The sequence below is a fragment of the Drancourtella sp. An12 genome (assembly GCF_002160935.1).
GTDB lineage: Bacteria > Bacillota > Clostridia > Lachnospirales > Lachnospiraceae > Sellimonas > Sellimonas catena.
On sequence record NZ_NFLO01000024.1, the window covers coordinates 39106 to 59517 of the forward strand.

The 20412-nt window shown below is 45.7% G+C and carries 23 protein-coding genes; all 23 read right to left on the minus strand.

Annotation, left to right across the window (positions count from 1 at the left end):
- Window positions 1-9: 9 nt before the first annotated feature.
- The 23 genes from hflX to B5E64_RS15890 all read right to left on the minus strand — a co-directional run bounded on the left by hflX (window position 10) and on the right by B5E64_RS15890 (window position 20224).
- A complete protein-coding gene (gene hflX, locus B5E64_RS15780; protein WP_087169410.1) occupies window positions 10-1248 on the minus strand; it encodes a GTPase HflX in 1239 nt (412 codons plus the stop codon).
- Complete coding sequence (locus B5E64_RS15785; RefSeq protein ID WP_087169411.1) at window positions 1245-1781, minus strand: tetratricopeptide repeat protein; 537 nt, start codon at window positions 1779-1781, stop codon at window positions 1245-1247. The genes hflX and B5E64_RS15785 overlap by 4 nt, the downstream gene beginning before the upstream one ends.
- Before the next feature lie 40 nt (window positions 1782-1821).
- A complete protein-coding gene (locus B5E64_RS15790) occupies window positions 1822-2193 on the minus strand; it encodes a metalloregulator ArsR/SmtB family transcription factor (RefSeq protein WP_087169412.1) in 372 nt (123 codons plus the stop codon).
- A gap of 18 nt (window positions 2194-2211) precedes the next feature.
- Window positions 2212-2886, minus strand: coding sequence for a uracil-DNA glycosylase (gene ung / locus B5E64_RS15795; RefSeq protein WP_087169413.1), 675 nt, complete (start codon window positions 2884-2886; stop codon window positions 2212-2214).
- Between the two features lie 14 nt (window positions 2887-2900).
- Window positions 2901-3662 (minus strand): imidazole glycerol phosphate synthase subunit HisF, encoded by a 762-nt coding sequence (gene hisF, locus B5E64_RS15800; protein ID WP_087169414.1) that lies wholly within the window; start codon window positions 3660-3662, stop codon window positions 2901-2903.
- Window positions 3663-3665: 3 nt separating this feature from the next.
- On the minus strand, window positions 3666-4280 hold the full coding sequence (hisH, locus tag B5E64_RS15805) for an imidazole glycerol phosphate synthase subunit HisH (protein WP_087169415.1): 615 nt from the start codon (window positions 4278-4280) through the stop codon (window positions 3666-3668).
- Between the two features lie 81 nt (window positions 4281-4361).
- Window positions 4362-5831 carry a HAMP domain-containing sensor histidine kinase gene (locus B5E64_RS15810; protein WP_087169416.1) on the minus strand — a complete coding sequence of 490 codons (1470 nt, stop codon included), beginning with the start codon at window positions 5829-5831 and terminating at the stop codon, window positions 4362-4364.
- Entirely contained in the window at window positions 5828-6511 is a 684-nt protein-coding gene (locus tag B5E64_RS15815) for a response regulator transcription factor (RefSeq protein WP_087169417.1), read from the minus strand. The genes B5E64_RS15810 and B5E64_RS15815 overlap by 4 nt, the downstream gene beginning before the upstream one ends.
- Window positions 6512-6591: 80 nt before the next feature.
- On the minus strand, window positions 6592-7494 hold the full coding sequence (locus B5E64_RS15820) for a ComEC/Rec2 family competence protein (RefSeq protein WP_087169418.1): 903 nt from the start codon (window positions 7492-7494) through the stop codon (window positions 6592-6594).
- Window positions 7495-7856: 362 nt separating this feature from the next.
- Window positions 7857-9176 carry a HAMP domain-containing sensor histidine kinase gene (locus B5E64_RS15825; protein WP_087169419.1) on the minus strand — a complete coding sequence of 440 codons (1320 nt, stop codon included), beginning with the start codon at window positions 9174-9176 and terminating at the stop codon, window positions 7857-7859.
- Window positions 9169-9861, minus strand: coding sequence for a response regulator transcription factor (locus tag B5E64_RS15830; protein ID WP_087169420.1), 693 nt, complete (start codon window positions 9859-9861; stop codon window positions 9169-9171). The genes B5E64_RS15825 and B5E64_RS15830 overlap by 8 nt, the downstream gene beginning before the upstream one ends.
- A gap of 91 nt (window positions 9862-9952) precedes the next feature.
- The gene (locus tag B5E64_RS15835; protein WP_140398881.1) at window positions 9953-10249 is read right to left on the minus strand and encodes a hypothetical protein; all 297 of its coding nucleotides are present in this window, start codon (window positions 10247-10249) and stop codon (window positions 9953-9955) included.
- Between the two features lie 354 nt (window positions 10250-10603).
- Window positions 10604-11383: a DeoR/GlpR family DNA-binding transcription regulator gene (locus B5E64_RS15840; RefSeq protein ID WP_343284092.1), complete on the minus strand. Its 780-nt coding sequence runs from the start codon at window positions 11381-11383 to the stop codon at window positions 10604-10606.
- A 104-nt stretch (window positions 11384-11487) separates the two neighbouring features.
- Complete coding sequence (locus B5E64_RS15845) at window positions 11488-13404, minus strand: fructose-specific PTS transporter subunit EIIC (protein ID WP_087169422.1); 1917 nt, start codon at window positions 13402-13404, stop codon at window positions 11488-11490.
- Between the two features lie 3 nt (window positions 13405-13407).
- A complete protein-coding gene (gene pfkB / locus B5E64_RS15850) occupies window positions 13408-14325 on the minus strand; it encodes a 1-phosphofructokinase (RefSeq protein WP_087169423.1) in 918 nt (305 codons plus the stop codon).
- A 189-nt stretch (window positions 14326-14514) separates the two neighbouring features.
- Complete coding sequence (locus B5E64_RS15855) at window positions 14515-15192, minus strand: hypothetical protein (RefSeq protein WP_087169424.1); 678 nt, start codon at window positions 15190-15192, stop codon at window positions 14515-14517.
- 27 nt (window positions 15193-15219) lie between these two features.
- Complete coding sequence (locus B5E64_RS15860; RefSeq protein ID WP_087169425.1) at window positions 15220-15921, minus strand: hypothetical protein; 702 nt, start codon at window positions 15919-15921, stop codon at window positions 15220-15222.
- A 39-nt stretch (window positions 15922-15960) separates the two neighbouring features.
- On the minus strand, window positions 15961-16818 hold the full coding sequence (locus B5E64_RS15865; RefSeq protein WP_343284093.1) for an ABC transporter ATP-binding protein: 858 nt from the start codon (window positions 16816-16818) through the stop codon (window positions 15961-15963).
- Window positions 16734-17381 (minus strand): hypothetical protein, encoded by a 648-nt coding sequence (locus tag B5E64_RS15870; RefSeq protein WP_087169427.1) that lies wholly within the window; start codon window positions 17379-17381, stop codon window positions 16734-16736. The genes B5E64_RS15865 and B5E64_RS15870 overlap by 85 nt, the downstream gene beginning before the upstream one ends.
- 15 nt (window positions 17382-17396) lie before the next feature.
- A complete protein-coding gene (locus B5E64_RS15875; protein WP_087169428.1) occupies window positions 17397-17708 on the minus strand; it encodes a PadR family transcriptional regulator in 312 nt (103 codons plus the stop codon).
- Window positions 17709-17739: 31 nt separating this feature from the next.
- Window positions 17740-18510 carry an ABC transporter ATP-binding protein gene (locus B5E64_RS15880; RefSeq protein ID WP_087169429.1) on the minus strand — a complete coding sequence of 257 codons (771 nt, stop codon included), beginning with the start codon at window positions 18508-18510 and terminating at the stop codon, window positions 17740-17742.
- A gap of 344 nt (window positions 18511-18854) precedes the next feature.
- Complete coding sequence (locus B5E64_RS15885) at window positions 18855-19760, minus strand: IS3 family transposase (protein WP_343284094.1); 906 nt, start codon at window positions 19758-19760, stop codon at window positions 18855-18857.
- A gap of 32 nt (window positions 19761-19792) precedes the next feature.
- Window positions 19793-20224: an HTH domain-containing protein gene (locus B5E64_RS15890; RefSeq protein WP_087169431.1), complete on the minus strand. Its 432-nt coding sequence runs from the start codon at window positions 20222-20224 to the stop codon at window positions 19793-19795.
- Window positions 20225-20412 lie beyond the last annotated feature (188 nt).

Sequence of the window (20412 nt, forward strand, 5' to 3'; positions counted from 1 at the left end):
GACATTCTCCTAATTCACTTTTCCGTACAGTTCTCTCGGAACGAATCCTTCAATATAGATCCCCTCCGCCTGATACTCTTCTTTCGTCACTTCTCCGTAGGCACGGATCAACTGAATCTTTCCTGCCTCCGCATACGGATAAAGACGCTTAATCTCCATTCTCTGTTCTCTGATCCAGTCTTCCAGAATCTCTTTCAGCGTATCCAGTCCCTGCCCTGTCTTTGCAGAGACCACGACTCTTGCATCCGACTTGAAATCCCGGATCAAAAGGTCTTCTCCTGCTTTGTCACATTTATTAAACACCGTGATCACGGTCTTGTTCAATACTCCGAGTTCTTCCAGTGTCTCATAGGTTACATACATCTGCTCATCCATCTGTGGATTGGACATGTCCGCCACATGCAGAATCACATCCGCATACTTTGCCTCTTCCAGCGTACTGCGGAATGCCTCGATCAGGTTATGCGGAAGCTTGCTGATAAATCCGACCGTATCGGTAAGAAGAATCTTCTGGCCTCCCGGAAGATTCAGCACTCTGGTTGTCGGATCCAGTGTTGCAAACAGCTTGTCCTCTTCCAGCACCGATGCACCTGTCAGTGTATTTAACAGCGTAGACTTTCCGGCATTGGTATATCCCACAAGCGCACAGACCGGCATATGGTTTCTGCTTCGCTGCTCCCTTGTCACCTCCCGGTGTCTGCGGACATCCGCAAGTTCCCGGTTCAGCTGGGCGATCCGGCTTTTGATCAGTCTCCGGTCCATCTCCAGCTTCTTCTCTCCCGGTCCTCTTGTCCCGATTCCTCCACCGAGCCTGGAAAGACTCTTTCCAAGTCCGGTCAGTCTCGACTGCCGGTATTTTAACTGGGCCAGTTCTACCTGAATCTTTCCCTCTTTAGTCGATGCTCTGGCCGCAAAAATATCGAGAATCACAAGCGTCCGGTCCATAATCTTACAGTCCAGCACTTCCTCCAGATTGTTGATCTGGGACGGGCTGAGCTCATCATCACAGACAATGCCGTCCGCTTCCTTTTCCCATACAAGCCACTTTAACTCGTCGAGCTTCCCGCTTCCGATATAAGTCCCCGGGTGAACCGCGTCTCTTAGCTGGATCATCTGTCCGGCCACTTCCGCTCCCGCTGTCTTTACCAGCTCGCCAAGCTCATCCAGCGACTGCTCTGCCTTTTCCAGATCATCCAGAGCCGCCGCCACCAGAATTACCTTTTCCTTTTTCCTTCCTGTTTCAATCATTCATTTCCCGCCTGTGTTTCTAAAAACTCTGCCTCTTTTTTCACATCTTCGTCATCCGGCCAGGTCTGAAGATATGCGTCCGCCTTTTCCCTGGCTTCTGTATACTTTCCTGCCTTTTCCAGAGAGAAGATCTGGTTGTAGGCCATTTCCTTTTTCAGATCATCCCCGGCGCCTTCCATCTGGCTGCCGGTCTCAAAAGAGTCTGCCGCTTTTTCATACTGGCCGCTCTGCATATACGAAATTCCAAGCAGATTATAAAGCTCCGGCGTTGCCTCGGCCCCTTTCTCAAGTGCCGACTCAAAGGCGGAAACCGCCTTGTCATACTGCTCCAGCTCGTAATAGCTGATGCCAAGCCCCCGGTATGCTTCCTGTTCCATATCGGAATCCTTCAAAGCTTTTTCAAAAGCCTCGGCGGCCTGCTCATAGTTTCCCTCCTCAAGAAGGGATTTCCCTTTATCAATCTGTGTGGCACATCCTGTCATCGTAAAGGATAAAAGACATGCCGCCATAATCATTCCAACTCGCTTTTTCATTTCCCTTGTCACCCTTATCTTTCTTTATGATTCCCTGTTCTTATTCCAGTATGTGTTCCATTCCCTGATTCATAATTGTCTGGATATGATCATCCGCCAGCGAATAAAACACCGTCTTCCCCTCACGTCTGCTCTTAACCAGTTTCATCTGCTTTAAAATCCGAAGCTGATGCGAAATTGCAGACTGTGTCATATGCAGTACCTCCGCCAGATCACAGACACAAAGCTCTGACTGAAAGAGCACATAGAGAATCTTCACTCTCGTCGGATCTCCGAACACCTTAAACAGGGCGGCCAGATCATTCAGTGTCTCTTCCGCAGGCATCCGTTCCATGACCTTCTTGATACAGTCCCCGTGGATCTCGATACAGTCACAGCACTCTGTCTCCATACAATCAATTTTTCTGCTCATACATCATACTCCCTTTTCTTACATCGGCTCAATCTGCCAGTCCACAGGCTCTACCCCCTGTGCCTCCAGAAACCGGTTGGCCTGACTGAACGGCCTGCTTCCGAAAAATCCCCGGTATGCGGAAAGCGGACTCGGATGCGGGGCCTCCAGAATCAGATGCTTAGGATTGTGAAGCATGGATTTCTTCGCCTGGGCCGGTCTTCCCCACAGCATAAAGACGATCGGCCGGTCCTGCTCATTTAATTTCCGGATCGCCGCGTCCGTAAACTCTTCCCATCCGATTCCCTTGTGGGAATTGGCCTGATGCGCCCGTACTGTCAGTACCGTATTCAAAAGCAGCACTCCCTGCTTCGCCCATTTGGTGAGGCATCCGTGATTCGGGATCGTGCATCCCAGATCATCGTGAAGCTCCTGATAAATATTGACAAGAGAAGGCGGAATGTCCACTCCCGGCCTTACGGAAAAGCAGAGCCCGTGTGCCTGCCCCTCTCCGTGATACGGATCCTGTCCCAGTATCACCACCTTCACCTCATGAAGCGGCGTCAGGTGGAATGCATTGAAAATGTCGTCCGCCGGCGGGAAAATCTGCCTCGTCCGGTACTCCTCGTTGACCGTCTGAAATAATTTTTTATAGTAAGGCTGTCTGAACTCCTCTTTCAGAGCATCCAGCCAGTCATTCTGAATTGCTGCCATGCTGCCTCCTCACATCAGAGTCTGACCGGGATTCCTTTGTCCCTCAGATACTCCTTGACTTCCCGGATCGTAAGCTCTTTATAATGGAACAGCGATGCCGCCAGAGCCGCATCCGCATGTCCCTCGCTGAACGCGTCATAGAAATGGGACAGCTCTCCTGCTCCTCCGGAAGCAATCACCGGAATCGACACCGCATCCGCAATCTGTCTTGTCACGTTCAGGTCATATCCTGCCTTCGTCCCGTCTCCGTCCATACTCGTCAGAAGAATTTCCCCTGCGCCGCGCCGCTCGGCCTCCATGGCCCACTCCACAGCATCCCGGCCGGTGTCGATCCTTCCGCCGTTTTTGTATACATTCCATCCGCTTCCATCCGCACGCTTCTTCGCGTCGATGGCGACCACCACGCACTGGCTCCCGAACTTGTACGCCGCGTCCGAGATCAGATCCGGAGTATTCAGCGCAGAGGAATTGATGGAAATCTTGTCCGCCCCGGCTCTTAAAATCGTCCGGAAGTCCTCCACTGTACGGATTCCGCCGCCAACCGTAAACGGAATAAAGACATTCTCAGCCACCTGTTCTACCATGTCAACGACTGTATTTCTTGCATCAGAGGAAGCGGTAATATCCAGAAATACCAGTTCGTCCGCCCCTTCTTTATCATAAACCTTTGCGACTTCCACCGGATCTCCGGCGTCTCTTAAATCTACAAAGTTGACTCCCTTTACAACCCGTCCATTGTTCACGTCCAGACATGGAATAATTCTCTTCGTAAACATCTGCTACTCCCCCTGTCTTTCTATGAAATTTTTCAGAATATGAAGCCCTGTCCCGCCGCTCTTTTCCGGGTGGAACTGGCATCCGAAGACGCTGCCCTTCTCCACCGAGGCATGAATCGTCACTCCATATTCGGCAGTTGCTTTTACGATCTTTGGATCTTTCGCTTTCAGATAGTATGAGTGGACAAAATATACATAAGGATTCTCCTCAAGTCCCTCAAACAGCCTGCCGTCCTTCGAACAGGAAAGAGAATTCCAGCCCATATGCGGAATCTTAAGCCCTTCCGTCTTCGGGAACCTGACAATCTCACCTTCTAAAATTCCAAGACCTTTCACGCCCGGACTTTCCTCGCTCTTTTCAAAAAGGACCTGCATGCCAAGGCAGATTCCAAGCAGCGGAATTTTCTTTTCTACCGCCTCTTTGATCACCTCTGTCAGTCCAAATGCTTCCAGATTGTGCATCGCGTCTCCAAAAGACCCGACTCCCGGAAGGATAATCCGGTCTGCTCCCAGTATCTCCTCCCGTTTTCGTGTGACAACCGGCTTCTCTCCAAGAAAATCAAGCGCCTTCTCCACACTTCTCATATTTCCTGCGTCATAATCAATCAATGCAATCATTGTTATCCACTCCTTATCTTTCTAAGTTTAACACACCCCTTTCAAAAAGAAAATGTAAAAATGCGGGACACGCCCGCATTTTTACTTTTTGTCAAGTTCAAACCAGAACTGTACTCCGTTTTCATAATTTTTTACCCCGTAATCCTGATGGAAGGATTCCATGATGGCCTTGACAATCGAAAGTCCGATTCCATTTCCTCCATATTCTCTGGTTCTTGCCTTGTCCACTTTATAAAATTTCTCCCAGATGTGTTCGATATCCTCCTCCGGTATCGGCTCCCCTGTATTGAAGACGCTGATCCGTATCTTACCATCCCGCTCTTCAATCCGGATATCCACGATCCGGTTTTCATCCACATGGTTCAGGGCATTGCTTACATAGTTTCGCACAACCTGTTCTACCTTGAACTCATCTGCCCATACAAAAACCGGCTCCTGGGTATTCATACGGATATCCGCTTCTTTCTGCTTTGCCATGATTTCAAGGCTCTGCACCACACCCCGGATCAGGCTTGTGATATCGATCCGTTCAAACTGGGTATCGTCTCTGCCCTGTTCCAGCTGGTTCAACGTCAGAAGGTTTTTCACCATCCTGTTCATCTTGTTGGCCTCATCAATAATGACATCGCAGTAAAACTCCATACTTTCCGGATCATCCGTGATCCCGTCTTTCAAACCTTCCGCATATCCCTGGATCAGTGCAATCGGTGTTTTCAGTTCATGCGATACATTCCCGATAAACTCTGTACGCATGGTCTCTACCTGTTCCTTCTTTTTGATGTCTCTTTGCAGTTCATAGTTGGCTGTCTTTAATTCGGAAATCTTGTCTTTCAGCTCATCTGACATCGTATTAAAACTTTCTCCAAGAATTCCGATCTCGTCTGCTCCGCCTCTTGTATATTTTGCGTCAAAATCAAGCTTTGCCATCTTTTTTGACAGCTCCGCCAGTTCCAGAAGCGGCTCCGAAATTCTTCTTGAGAAAAACCAAACAAGAATAATTCCAATCGCAAGAATCAGAATACCGATATAGAAAATAAACTGGTTGGAAATCGACACATTAGAGCGGATACTGTCAAGGGAACACCGCATCAGCAGATAATTGGAATTATCAAACTGTGCCCACATTTCCAGGTATTCCGCTCCGCTCATCACATCTCTCGCCCTTGTAATCAGGTAGTCCCCGCTGTCAAGCAGCGGCGGCTTGTTGCCGAGCACATAATCCTGAACCTGATCTATCAGGATGCTCACATCATAGACGTTCGCATACTGTACCCTCATGGAACTGTCAATCAAAAGGACGGAAACATTATTTCTCTCGGTCATACGGTTCAGTTTCAGCACTTCCGAGTCGTTTCCCAGAAGATCCTTCTCCTGCACCTTGCTGATTTCCTTATAAATACTCACTAAGTCCGACCGTTTATTTGCCATATAGTACCATTCTGCAAATGTACCGTTTACAAACACAAGAAGAATCAGAAGAAAAAGAATCAGTCCGACAAAAATGAACATCATCTTTTTTCGGATAGAGAGCTTTGCTCCAAATTTTTTCATGATTTTGCAACCTCAAATTTGTAGCCCATCCCCCAGATGGTCCGGATATACTCGCCTTTGTCCCCCAGCTTGTTTCGAAGCTTCTTCACGTGAGTATCAATCGTTCTGGCATCTCCGAAATAATCGTAGTTCCATACATTGTTCAAAATCTTCTCTCTGGACAGGGCAATCCCCTGATTTTCCATAAAATAGGTAAGAAGCTCAAACTCCTTGAAACTTAAATCGACCGGATTGCCGTCAATTTTCACGATATGGGCTGCCTTGTCAATCTCAATACCTCCTGCAGAAACCGTCTGATCCATGGCAAGTCCGCTCGTCCTTCTTAAGAGCGCATTGACACGGGCCACAAGGATTTTCGGACTGAACGGCTTGGAAATGTACTCATCGACGCCAAGTTCAAACCCATTCAGCTCATCCCGCTCTTCTCCTCTTGCCGTCAGCATGATGATCGGAACTTTGGACTCCTTGCGGATCTCCCTGCATACTTCCCATCCATCCATCTTCGGCATCATCACATCCAGAATAATAAGTCCGATATCCTGATTATCGTAAAAAACATCCAGCGCATCCATCCCGTCTCCTGCTTCAAGCACCTGGAATCCGGCTCTTTCCAGGAAGTCTCTGACAAGCTTGCGCATTCTGCTTTCGTCATCCACCACCAGTATCTTAATATGCTCCATAAACAATTCATCCCTTCTTCTCGATAATCTATCTATTTTCTGTATTTTAACAGATAATTATGTCCTTTTTGTGTACAATCTTATTTTCTGCTTCCTTCCTCCGGACCGGTGCTGCATTTCAGAGTTTCCCCGTCACTTTCAAACACGATGGTTCCCTGAAGGTCGGTCCGGAAAACACCTGCCCCCAGTTTCTCCACCCGTTTCATGACTTTCTCATGTGGATGTCCGAACTCATTTCTGGTGCCGCAGGTTATCACGACAAAAGAAGGAGATGCCGCTTTTAAAAACTTCCATGAGTTGGCGTCCCGGCTTCCATGATGATTCAGTTTCATGACATCCGAGCGGATTGAGATCCCGGATTTCAGGATCTCTTTTTCGATTCTCTGACTGATGTCTCCGCATAAAAGGAAGCTGTGTACACCATTTGTCAGACGAATCCCGAGTGATGAATCGTTGATATCTTCATACTGTTTTTCAGAATCCGGCGTGATAAATACAAATCTGCCGCTTCCTATTTCATAGTTTTCCATAAACTCAGGATGTCTGATCTTTACGTCCGCTTCATCCAGCGCGGTAAGAACTTCTTGAAAGCTTTCTGTATCATACGTTTCTTCCGGAAGGAAACAGGTTCCCACCGGAAAGGTTTCAATTACAGCATCCATCCCGCCGATATGATCAATATGAGGATGTGTGGCAATGACATAATCAAGCTTTTCTACCCCCTGTTTTTTTAAATAGGAAACGACCATTTCTTCATCCTCATTGGTCCCTGCATCAATCAGTAAATTTTCATTCTCCGACCGCACAAGAATGCTGTCCCCCTGTCCTGCATCCAGAAAGTGCACCTCCATGTTTCCGGATACTGTTTCCGTATTATTCTGTTCCGGATTCTCTGCTTTTCTGCCCAGAATACAGATAACAGACATACCTGCCAAAAGCGCCAGAACAAACAGATATATGACTATTCTTCTCTTCTTTCTCACTTCTTCATCCTCCGGAAAACCTGTTTCCTTTTATTGTATCTGCAAGCTTTCCAAATCATTCAGATGATGTTTATATTTTCTTAAGTTCTTTTATAAATCCTTCATCGCGGAGACATAAATTACTCACATTTGTGCGCTATACTATAAACATCTTCAGAGAAGAAGAAGACAACAGTTGGAAAGAGTTCCTAATTCTTTGTGATTGTTGTCCTTCGCCTAGACATTTAGATTTTTTTAGATAGATTTTTCTCTCTTCCTTCAGGAGCCGCCAGGACGGCTCCTCCTTTTTTTGTTCAGAACTTTCCCGGGTACACGAAAAAATCCTGCCTGTGGAAACATCATATCTCCCGGCAGGATTTGCTCTATTCTTCTGTTCTTGGAAAGAGTATCGTCAGAAAGAACATGCCGTCTTCCTGACATACCTCGGAAACTCCCCGCATTTTTTTCATCATCTTTCGAATGTTGTGAAGCCCGATTTTCGTACTCTCTTTTCTTTCGTCCGTTTCCCGCAAGATCCGGTTGGAAAAACAGATCCCCAGACAGGAATCCCTGCAGACTGTCCGAATCCGGACAGGTTCTTCCGGATCTGCGTATTTTACAATATTAGAGACGAGATTATCCAGAATCCGGTTGATGTATTCCGGATCCACACAAATTTTCCCATCCTCGTCTTTCCATTCTACATCGACTCTGTAGCCTTTTTCTTCCAGATACCCCGCCATCTCAGAGAGCGGATCATAAAAGATGCTGTCCAGGCTTTCCTGCTCTCCGGTCCTGACTTCCATATCTTCTGTTACGAGGGCATACTCAAAAATATGGTCCGACATAACTTTGATCTGGTGGGCTTTCCGGTCAATTTTGCGGATGTATTCCCGGATCTGCTCCATATCATGGATCTCTTTTTTCGCCAGAATATCTGTATAGAGAAGCAAAGAAGTGAGCGGTGTTCTCAGATCGTGGGACATTTCCGTAATCATTCTTCGATTTGCCCGGGACAGTTCTTCTTCTTTTTCTATACTTTCTTTCAAAGCCCTGCGCATGTGATCCATTCCGGACGCAAGATCGGCAAGCTCATCCTTTCCTATTACCGAAATCTGATATTCCAGATCGCCATTTCCCAGAATCTCACATTCTTCTTTCAGCTTTCCAATATATTTTACAGGTTTACGGATCCCCAGTACCGCTGTCATAATAAACAACGCCACAGCAAGCAGAATCTCGGCAATCAGCGCATAGCTGTAAAACTGGTAGGAAAAGAATCCATACAGAAATACATCTGCGGTTCCGTCCGAAAATTCAACTGTATAGTAAGACTCCCACTCATAATACCCGCCTTCTATTGCGGCATTCTCCACTTCTTCATCCGGATACAGAGAATCATATGTCAGAAGTTCCTCCTTATAGACACTGATTGCAACGATTTTCTGTTCATTCACCCATTTCGTCAGCTTTTCAGAATCATTGGAGGAAACATGGTTTTCTGTAACATATTCCTGGAGATTTTTGATGGAATGGTCACTTGCTTTCTGTACATAATCACTTTCATAAAAATAAAATGTAAGCAGATTTTCCCCCGCCCGGTTCAATATGAAAAAAAACAAAAGAGAAACTGTTGCTGATACCAGAAGCAGGCGGATCAGTTCAAAATATAATGAATGAATTTTTTTCTTCCCATTATCCAAATCGGTACCCCTTCCCCCATACAGTCTGAATTCTCTGTGGATTTTTCGGATCTTCCTCTATTTTTACCCGTAGTTTCCGGATATGCACCATTACCGTACCATTGCAATTGTAAAAATATGGTTCATCCCAGACACTTTCATAAAGATTCTGGGCCGAAAAAATCTTCCCCGGATGCTGCATCATCAGTTTTAAAATCTGGTATTCAATTTCGGAAAGCTCTGTACTTCCACCCCGGACAAAAACTTCATTAAACATTTCATTCAAACGGATTCCGGCCTGTTCCAGATACGTGTCCTTTTTTCGATCCGGTTCCTTTCCGCGGTATGTTTTCCATCTGCGGATCAAAGCCTTGACTCTTCCAAGAAGTTCCGAATAGGAAAACGGCTTCGGAAGATAATCATCCCCGCCTGCCATTAATCCGATCAGTTTGTCCGATTCCTGCGCTTTTGCGGTCAGAAACAGTACCGGTACATACGAAATTTTCCGGATCTCTTCACATGTCTTCAGTCCGGACATCCCGGGCATCATGATGTCCAGAATCACAAGATCAGGCCCCTCTGCCAGCAGCTGCAGACCTTCCCCCCCATTCTTTGCCTCAAGCACTTCATAACCTTCTCCTTCAAGAAGAATCCTCACTCCTTCCCTGATGTCTTCATCATCTTCAATCATTAAAATCCGTTCCATTTACTCACCTTACACTCACTCTGACAAAACAACAGGGTCCGCCTCCCGAAAGAAGCACACCCTGTATCACCTGTTTTGATTCCTGTTCTTATTATTTTGAACTCTTTCCTGAACCCGTCTTTCCTGATTTCGTATTCCCGGATGCTTTTCCTCTTGTTTTGTTGTTCTTTGAAGTTTTCCCGCTTTTCTTTTTGGAATCCTTCTTTTCAGACTCAGTGACTTTTTTATCGGAGTCCTTCTTTTCAGACTCAGTGACTTTCTTATCGGAGTCCTTCTTTTCAGATTCAGTGACTTTCTTATCGGAATCTTTTTTTTCGGAGCTTGAGCTGCTCCCGGCAGTGCTTTTTGCTGTGGACTTTTTATCATCTTTTCCTCCACATGCTGCCATGGCAAACACCATTGCTCCAACCAGTGCCAGAATGAGGCCTTTCTTTACAAATCCTTTTTTTCCTTTTTCTTTTTTCTGTTCCTGCATAAAATCTGTTCCTCACTTTCTTTTTCTGTTTCAAAGGCTGCTTTGTTATGTATCTTTATATCTGCTTCCTTTGATACTTCTATTATCAACGGCAGATCTTAACCGTTCCTGAAAAAGTTCTGAACAATTCTTAATGCAGATTTCCCCTTTCCGGCTCATCATCCCTCTAAATATTTCCCATCTTATCGAAAGATCAGTGTTCTGTCAACAAAAAAACAGCAGGATGAATTCCTGCTGTTTTTTCCGGGATCATAACATGTATCTGTCCTATTCTACTATGATAATATTGCTGTCCGAATACATGCTTTCATCCGGGCATCGGTCCGTAATAATCATTGCATCCCCGAATTCTCCAAAGCTTACAGGACTCGATACCAGAAATTTGCTGCTGTCACAGAGTACATACGGCTTTTGGGCATGTTTCATCGCACATCCTTTTATCATCGCCTCATTGATATCCGGCGTCGTAAACCCGGACGTCCGGTTTACCCCGTTCGTTCCGAAAAAACCTTTTGTAAAATTATATTTCTGGAGATTGACGTAGGCTTCGTTTCCAACAATCGCCTCGGTCGCCGCTTTGAGTTCGCCGCCGATCAGGATCACCCGGAACCCATTCTCCGTGAGCTGCAGAGCGTGTGAAACCGCATTGGTCACAAAGACGGCTGACTTCTCTGTCAGAAACGGAATCATGTATTCCGTTGTCGTGCCGGCATCCAGGTAGACAAAATCATCCGGCTCCACAAGCGATGCCGCATACCTGGCAATCCGGATTTTTTCCTCTTTTTTCAATTCTTTCCTGAGAGCAACTTTTTCTTCCCGGATATTGATCCTGGATTCTGTCTGGACAGCTCCTCCAAACACCTTGACCAACTCTCCTTTCTGATGGAGAAGTGTCAGGTCTCTCCGAATTGTGGACTCGGACGCATTCAGCTTTTCTGTCAGTTCCTGAACGGTCACGCTTCCTTTCTCTCCCAGAAGTTTCAGGATCTCTTTTTGTCGTTTTTCTGTCAGCATAACCTTCCCTCCGACTAAACCTTTTTCTCTCATATAACTATAGTAGAATTCTCCTTTCCCGTCAATCTCCCACCCGAATCAAAATACGCCGCGGATGTGATAATCTTCTCGCGGCGTAATGCTGTTTGATTTTTTCTTTATTCTTCTACCCTTTTTTTAAGTATTCCAAGGAGTACGGCTCCGACAATCGTACCGATTACCAGGGATACAAGATACATCAGGGCATGATCCACAACCGGGAATACGAAGATTCCGCCATGCGGAGCCATCAAAGTACAGCCAAATGCCATGGAAAGCGCACCTGATACTGCGGCACCGATGATACAGGACGGAAGGACATGGATCGGATCAGATGCCGCAAACGGGATCGCTCCTTCTGTAATAAACGCAAGTCCCATGATAAAGTTTACCGGACCGGATTCCCGTTCTTCTTTTGTAAATTTCTTCTTAAAGAGCAGTGTCGCCAGAGCGATGGCGCATGGAGGTACCATACCGCCGATCATAACAGCTGCCATGATATCATAGTTACCGGCTGCAATGGATGCGGTTCCAAATACATATGCCGCTTTGTTGAACGGTCCTCCCATATCGATGGACATCATACCCGCAACGATAATTCCAAGGAGAATCTTGCTGCTTCCGCTCATATTGGTCAGTCCTGTATTGAGCGCGGTATTCAATGCTCCGACCGGAGGCTCAATCACATAGTTCATCAGAAGTCCCATAATCAGAATTCCGAACAATGGATACAGAAGCACCGGCGCAATCTTTTCAATGGACTGCGGCAGTTTCACAAATACTTTTCTCAGAAGGAGAATCAGGTATCCTGCTACAAATCCCGCAAGAAGAGCTCCAAGAAATCCGGATTTTCCTTGAGATGCGAGCATTCCACCGACAAATCCGACTGCCAGTGCCGGACGGTCTCCGATGCTCATGGCAATGAATCCTGCAAGTACTGGGAGCATGAATCCAAATGCCGTATCTCCTATTCCTTTCAATGCCGCTGCTACCGGCGTGATCGTACCGAAGTTTGCACGCATCTCATCGGAAAGGGAATTGATATCGACGCTGAGGCCATCAATCAGAAACGCAAGGGCAATGAGGATACCGCCTCCAACTACGAACGGAAGCATGTGGGAAACTCCGTTCATCAGCTGTGTATATACCTTGTGGGCTCCGCCTCCGGATGATTTCTGTGACTTGCCTGCATTCGGATTTCCGCTTTTGTAAATCGGCACATCACCATGCATCGCCCGCTCTACAAGCTGATCTGCCTTACCGATTCCATCGGAAACCGGGCATTCGATCAGACGTTTTCCATGGAAACGGTCCATTGGTACTTCTGCGTCTGCTGCAACGATGATACAGTCTGCCTCTGCGATTTCCTCTTCTGTCAGTACGTTCTTTGCTCCGCCGGATCCCCTCGTCTCTACCTTTACAAAGCATCCTGCCTTTTTCGCTGCTTTTTCGATTCCTTCCGCAGCCATATACGTGTGTGCAATACCAGTCGGACATGAAGTCACTGCCAGAATCCTGCATGCCTTTTCCTGCGGTTCGGACTCCGTCTGTGCCGCCAGCTGTTCATCGACATCCGGTTTCTCTTCATCTGCCTCATCGATGATCTGAAGGAATTCTTCCGGTGTGGATGCTTTTTTCAGATTCTCTGAAAACTGCTCATCCATCAGGAGAATAGAAAGTTTGCTCAGCACATCCAGGTGAATATTATCCTTTGTATTCGGCGCGGCAATCAGGAAAATCAAATTTACCGGTTCCCCGTCCAGAGAATCAAAATCCACTCCGTCTTTGATCACCATCGCTGCAAGGCCAGGCTTTTCCACTGCGTCACATTTTCCGTGCGGAATCGCAATGCCGCCTCCGACTCCGGTCGTACTTTCTTCTTCTCTTAAATACACTTCTTTCCGGTACGCTTCTTTGTCCCGGATCTTTCCGCTTGCCGCCATCAGATCCACTGCCATATCAAGTGCTTCGCTTTTGGAAGCCGGCGCGGCAGTAAGAGAAATACTTCTTTTATCCAGTAATTCTGTGATTCTCATCCTCTATTTCCTCCCATCCTCTATCGATCGATACAATGTTTCCACCTCTGCTCTTGTTGCCAGACGCTCCGAGAAGGCACTGGCACTTCCTGCGGACACTCCCATCCGGAAAGCATGTTCGTAATCTTTCTTTTCCAGCCATCCTGCCAGAAATCCTGCCACCATGGAGTCTCCTGCGCCCACTGCATTGACAAGAGTTCCTTCCGGCGCCGGAAGCATATGCACCTCTCCGTCTGCATCCAGAAGCACGGCTCCCTTGCCGCCCATGGATACGAGCACATTCAGCGCACCCCGTTCCTGCATTTTCCGGGCATACGGCACAACAGATTCCTGCGTATCAAGTTCCACTCCGAATATCGCTCCCAGTTCGTGCTGATTCGGTTTGATCAGGAATGGATGATACGGAAGTACTTCCATCAGCAGGTCATTGGTCGCATCCACCACTGTGAGCACTCCTTTTCCATCCAACCGCTTCATAATCTCCGCATAAATCGTTTCCGGAATACTTGCCGGAATACTTCCTGCCAGCACCAGGACGTCTCCTTCTTTCAGTCCGTCCAGCTTTTCCAGAAGTGCCTGCAAAGCCGCCCCGCTGATCGCCGGTCCCTGTCCATTGATCTCGGTTCCGTCAAAATCCTTCATTTTGATATTGATTCTTGACCATCCCTCGTCAAGCTCAATAAATTCACTTTGAAATCCAAGCTCCCGTACTTTGCTTACAATCTCTCTTCCGGTAAATCCTGCCACAAATCCAAGCGCTGTATTATCAAATCCGAGATTTTCCAGTACCGTAGACACGTTGATTCCTTTGCCTCCCGGGAGCATCTGCTCTGATGCCGTCCGGTTCGTCTCTCCAAGCCGGAAATCATTGACTGTCACAATATAATCCAGTGACGGATTAAATGTTACTGTGTAAATCATTCTTTTCTACCTCCGTTCTTTCTATGCTTATCATAGCACCATTATCAGTCATAATCAATCATTTTATTTCACAATATTTTTACTTGTTTTTTGTAAATCTTTCACAATCAGTCAAATTCAATCATTTAAGTGTAACAAAGAACTCCTGCGATTTCATTCCCCAACATCGCAGGAGTTCTTTTCCACTCTTTATTCAGATTTCCAGTTATATTGCTTTGACCTGCTGTTCCAGTACCAGTTTCTGATAAGCAGCAGAAGAACGGAAGCAACAAGCAGAATCCCGATCACAATCCATCTACCTGCTGTCAGAGGTATGGCAATCGGATACCTGGATGTCACAGCCGCCAGAACGAAAAAGCAGACCACCATCACTCCAATCTGTATCCGCCATTTCTTTTGATCCACGGAAAGTCTTCCTCTGTACTCAAACATGTGGTCTCCCAGAAGAACAACCGCCATGGCTGCTACCAGCGCCGCCAGAATCTCATTAGAGCGGACAGCATTATCATTCTGAATCAGATTGACTACTGCAAAGAACGTCAGCCACCATATAAAGCAAGTCCCTGTTTCCAGTAATTGTTCTCCAATGGAACTTTTTTTCCTGATTCCCCGTTTTTCAATCAGAAAATCGCAGAATGCCTGATAAGGCATCCCCATCTTCCGGTCCAGCCTGGCCCCCTGGATCTCTGCCTCTTCCGCGATGCCGATCAGTTCGCTTTTGATCAGTTCCCGATCAAAAAGTGAAAGTTGCCTGGTCGACAGGTACTGTAGTGCGGGATACAGCTGTTCCCACATCTCTTCTCCCATGTCCGCGATACGGCCTGTATTTTCTTTTCTTAATGTTGTCAAATCGTTCCTCCAGAACATGTCTTTATGCCTCCTGCCTTTTCTTCATCATGCCCATTCATATTCCTTTGACCGGCGGTTCCAGTACTGTTTTCTTACAAGCAGCATCAGGTAGGATAATACCAGCATTCCTGCAAAGAAGATTCTGCCTCCGCATGGAATGGAAATCCGGATATCCATTCTCCAAAGCAGCCAGTCTGCAAAGATCAGACACAGAATCACCAAAAGGATGATCAGCGCCTGTGATTTTTTAGACCGGAATGCGATCTTCCCTCTGTAATCTGTAATAGGATGAATAAATATCTGATCGTGAATCCAAAGAGAAGCGGCCGCACCTATCACTGCCAGGATCACAGTACTCATATCCAGTTCAATCTGATTTGTCAAGATGGTTTCTATACTGAAAAATGTCAGAAACCAGACGAAGTGAACTGCAAATTCTACCAAATATTCTCCTTTTTTTCTCCTGTCACTTTTCTCTCTGGAGCTTAGCATCTGATCACAAAACTCCTGTCCCGGCATGCCAAGCTTCTCTTCCAGAGTGATTCCTTCAATCAGGGCTTCTTCTGCCATTCCGATCAGTTCCTTTTTGATCACTTCCTCTTCAAAGAGCGGAAGTGACGAGGAATCCAGATATTCTACAATCGGATAAAGCTGATCCCACATTTTCCCATCCAGAACGGATATCCGGTTTACATTTTCCTGTCTGATTTTGATCAGATCATTTTCCCATAACTTTGTCAGCAGCATATGATCCCTTCTTCCCCGCTTTGACCTGTCTCTACTTTTTTACAGTTCCTCCATCTTTCCGATGATTTCCTGATAAAATTCTTCCTGGCTCTTTTCTCCCCGTTCCAGCGTTTCCAAAATCACTCCGTCTTTCAAAAGGATAATCTTCCGGCAGTTGCTTGCCATCTGCGGGTCGTGAGTAACCATGACGATCGTCTTCTTCATTTCCTGATTGATGGTTCGAAGTGCTTCAATCACGATTTTGCCGGACTTGGAGTCCAGATTTCCCGTCGGCTCATCGGCCAGAATCAAATCCGGATTGTTAATCAGTGCCCGGCAGATTGCCACTCTCTGTTTTTCTCCACCGGAGAGTTCATACGGATTCTTGTTTAACAGATGATCGATCTGAAACTTTTCCGCATATGCCTTTGCCGCATCCATCATTTTCTGTGCATCCTCCTGCCCGAGAATCATCGGAAGCATGATATTTTCCTCAACCGTTAAGCTGTCCATCAGGTAATAGTCCTGAAAGATAAATCCGAGTTTCGTTCTTCTGATATCCGCCAGCGTATCTCCGGAAAGTCCTTTTGTGTCCTGTCCCATGAATCGGACCGTTCCATCTGTCTGCTTATCAATCATCCCCAGAACTTTCAGAAGGGTCGTCTTTCCACATCCGGATTTTCCCATAATTCCGGTGAAATCTCCTTCTTCCACCTGAAAGTTCAGTCCTTTTAAAACTTTTATATCTTCTGTTCCCTTTTTCCCTACAGCCTTCTGATAATTACGAATTAAATTTTCAACTTCAAGCACATACATCTTCTTTCCCCCGCTTTCTATTTCCAGTTGTATTGCTGTGACTGCTTTTTCCAGTAGTTCGTACTGATAAAAGCTGCCAAAACAGATAACAAAATCAGACACCCTCCTATGACAAATCCATTTCCTGTAATAGCCAGATCTGTTCGGACATTCATAGCCAGAAGCATCACAATAAAACCGATGAATAACAGACATTTGATCCACTCTTTCCATTTATTCCATGCCATACGCCCTCCCAAATTCCATACGCCTAAAAACGCCATCACTAAGGATACTACTGCGTCTGCCACATAAACCTTGTCAGGATTTCCAAACAGAAAAAGCTCTATTGCCCAGAAAAACGTCAGATTCCAGACAAAATGTACAGCAAACTCCATGATGTTCTCTGCTATTCTTTCGTTTCTCATTTCCTCTTTCACCAGATTGTCGCAAAATTCTTTCCGCGGCATCCCCAGTTTTTCTTCCAGAGAAATCTCTTCGATCTCTGCCTCCTCTGCCATGCCGATCAGATCTTTTTTGATCACTTCCTCTTCAAACATCGGAATCGAAAAAGAGGAAATATATTCTACCATCGGAGAAAGCTGATCCCACATTGTTTCGCTCATTTCTCTGATCTGCTCTGCATTCTCATTTCTTATTTCTGTCAATTCATTTTTCCATAACATTTTTCTCGCCTCCTGTCAGAAGATCCGGTCAACAGACTCTTTCACTTCCTGCCATGCCTGATAAAACTGATCGACATAGTCCTTTCCCTCCTGAGTCAGTGCGTAGTACTTCCGCTTCGGCCCTAAAGGACTTTCTTTAAAGGTTCCCTTGATCAGCTTTTTTTTCTCCAGACGGAGTAAAAGCGGATAAAGCGTGCCTTCTTTTGCATCAGAAAATCCATAATCCTGGAGCCTTGTTACGATCTCATATCCGTATGTTTCTTCCTGATCAATGATCTTCAGAATACATCCTTCCAGAATTCCTTTCATAAGCTGCGCTTTGTCCATATTTCTCACCGCCTGTCTCTTGTTGTTTCACTTAAAGCTGCTCCATTTCTCCGAGAATCTCCCGATAATAGCGTTCCCGCTCTTTTTCATCGTCTCCTTTGCGGTCCAGTGTCTTTAAAATCACGCCATCTTTCAGCAAAATCACATGCTTACAATTGCTCGCCATCTGAGGGTCATGGGTCACCATGATGATAGTCTTTCCCCATCTATTAATCTCTTTGAGTGCATCCAGAACAATTTTTCCGGATTTGGAATCCAGATTTCCCGTCGGTTCGTCCGCCAGAATCAGTTCCGGGTCATTAATCAGCGCCCGGCAGATCGCGGCTCTTTGCTTCTCTCCGCCGGAAAGCTCCGTCGGCTTTTTCTCAAGAAGATGCGAAATCTCAAACTGTTCCGCATATTTTTCCGCCCGCTTTTTCATTTCCGCGGAATCCGCCTTGTCTAAAATCATCGGCAGAATCATGTTTTCCCTCACCGTCAGACTGTCCATCAGGTAGTAGTCCTGGAAGATAAATCCGATCTTCCTTCTGCGGATGTCTGCCAGCTCATCTTTCCACAATTCTTCCGTATCAAAATCTTCAAAATAAATTTTTCCTTCTGTCGGCCGGTCCAGAAGTCCGAGCACCCGCAGCAGAGTCGACTTTCCACATCCGGACTTTCCCATAATGCCAAGGAAATCTCCCTTCTCGACTTTCATACTGATCCCGCGGATGACCTTGATATCATCCTCTGCCGGACGGGCTCCATCACCTTTTTTAGAATAATTTCTGATAATATCCTGCACTTCTAACACTGTTCCCATGATTTCCCTCCAGTCTACCTTGTATGATAAGGTTCTTCTCTTGACTATATTATATAGCAAGGTAGACATTTGTCAATAGATTCTGACTAAAAGATAACATCTTAATCGTTTCGTTCTATTTTCCAGTACAAGTCAGCAAAAAATACGGTTCAAATTTGCAAATTGTCATTTTAAGCCGTAGATTCTAACCAGATAATACGGCTCAAATTCTATTTTGCTCAGTTTTAACCGTTGTTTTGCTCTCAGTATTACGGTTTAATTTTAGTAATCTATCAATCTAACCGCAGTCTCAGATTAAAGTGAGCCCCTTGTCAAGGACATCCGAAAAATTTTTTGTCTGGATTTTATAACAGCTTAAATGCTGATGGTAACTCGTTGGTTTTAATATATTTATAGTACTCGTTTGGAGACATTCCATGGAGGAGTGTCTGGTATCGGTCATTGTTATAATAATCCATCCAGTCATCTATACGAGCCTTCACATCCTCGAATGTTTTCCATGACGGGATATAAGGAGCCAGTTCATCTTTCATATGTCCAAAGAAACTTTCCTGCGGGGCATTATCCCAACAGTTTCCTCTACGTGACATGGATTGACGAAGAGTTCCATCTTTTAATAGATTGCGGAATGCAATACTGGTATAATGGCAGCCTTGATCGGAATGAAGCCAGGCCGTTGCATTTAACAGTTCCGGGTACTCTCTGAGAAGTTGTTTCACAGTATCAAGAACAAAATCCACAGCCAGGGAACTGCTTAACTGATAGGCAAGGATCTGCATGGTAAAAGCATCCTTTATCACAGAGAGATAGCAGAAACCGTCAGCAAACCGAATATAGGTAATATCTGTCAGCAAAACCTTACGGGGACCATGCCTCCGGAATTCCCGGTTGACATGATTCGGAACGACAGCATCCGTCTTCAATGCTTTTGCCATCCGTCTGTAGGGGTTGGCTTTGCGGATTGGACAGAAGAGACCAAATTTTTTCATTAATCGTTTTACTTTTTTATGATTCATTCGGAATCCCATACGGAACAGTCTCATACAAATGCTCCGATAGCCTTTTGCATATCCACGGAACTCATAAGCTGTTTTAATAAGTTCAAAATCTTCGAGATCCCGCTTTTCACGATATCTGCGTGTATCCGAGGCATTCACCCATCGGTAGTATCCCGAACGGGAAACGCCTGCAAGATCGCAGAGTTCTTTCACACTAAGAGAAGACTCTGTCATGGTTTCCTGCTGGATCAGTGCAAAGAGTTCGCCGGTTGGGACGTGTTGTCTTACTTCTGCCGATTGCGGACATGTGAAGTTTTTTTTAAAAACTCAACCTGCTTTTCCAAATGAACAATGTGTTCCTGCAATTCTCGGATACTTGTATCCATCCGCTGTTTAGCCAGATCTTTTTCGGCAAACAAAGCAGTCCTTTCTGAATGAGAAATTCCTCTGGGCTCCTTAAAACCTTCAGGAGAACGGGCTTCTTTCAGAATACGTTTACGAATTCCATCCAGACAGCTTCGTGAGAAAAGCGAAGGATCATATCCAGCAGCACGCATAATTTTCTGAGTGGTCATTTGAGGAAGATCTACTTGGCTGGCGAAAAAAACTTTAAAAGCAACTGTGAAAACAATGCAGTATGAAGAAACATGATGTGTATAAATGTTTCCTTCCAGTATTTCGATTTGTTCCTGCGTAAACACGATTTGTTTTGACATAGATAGTCCACCTTTCTGTAAAAAATATATCACAACAACAGATAAGCTGTATATCAATGTCCACAGTTGGGTTTTCAAAGCTATCAACATAATAACAGCAGTCAAATCTGTGTCCACAATATAGGATTAAATCTCAAAATACGTACAAAAAGGATTTTACCCGTGTCCTCTTTATAGGGCTCATTTTA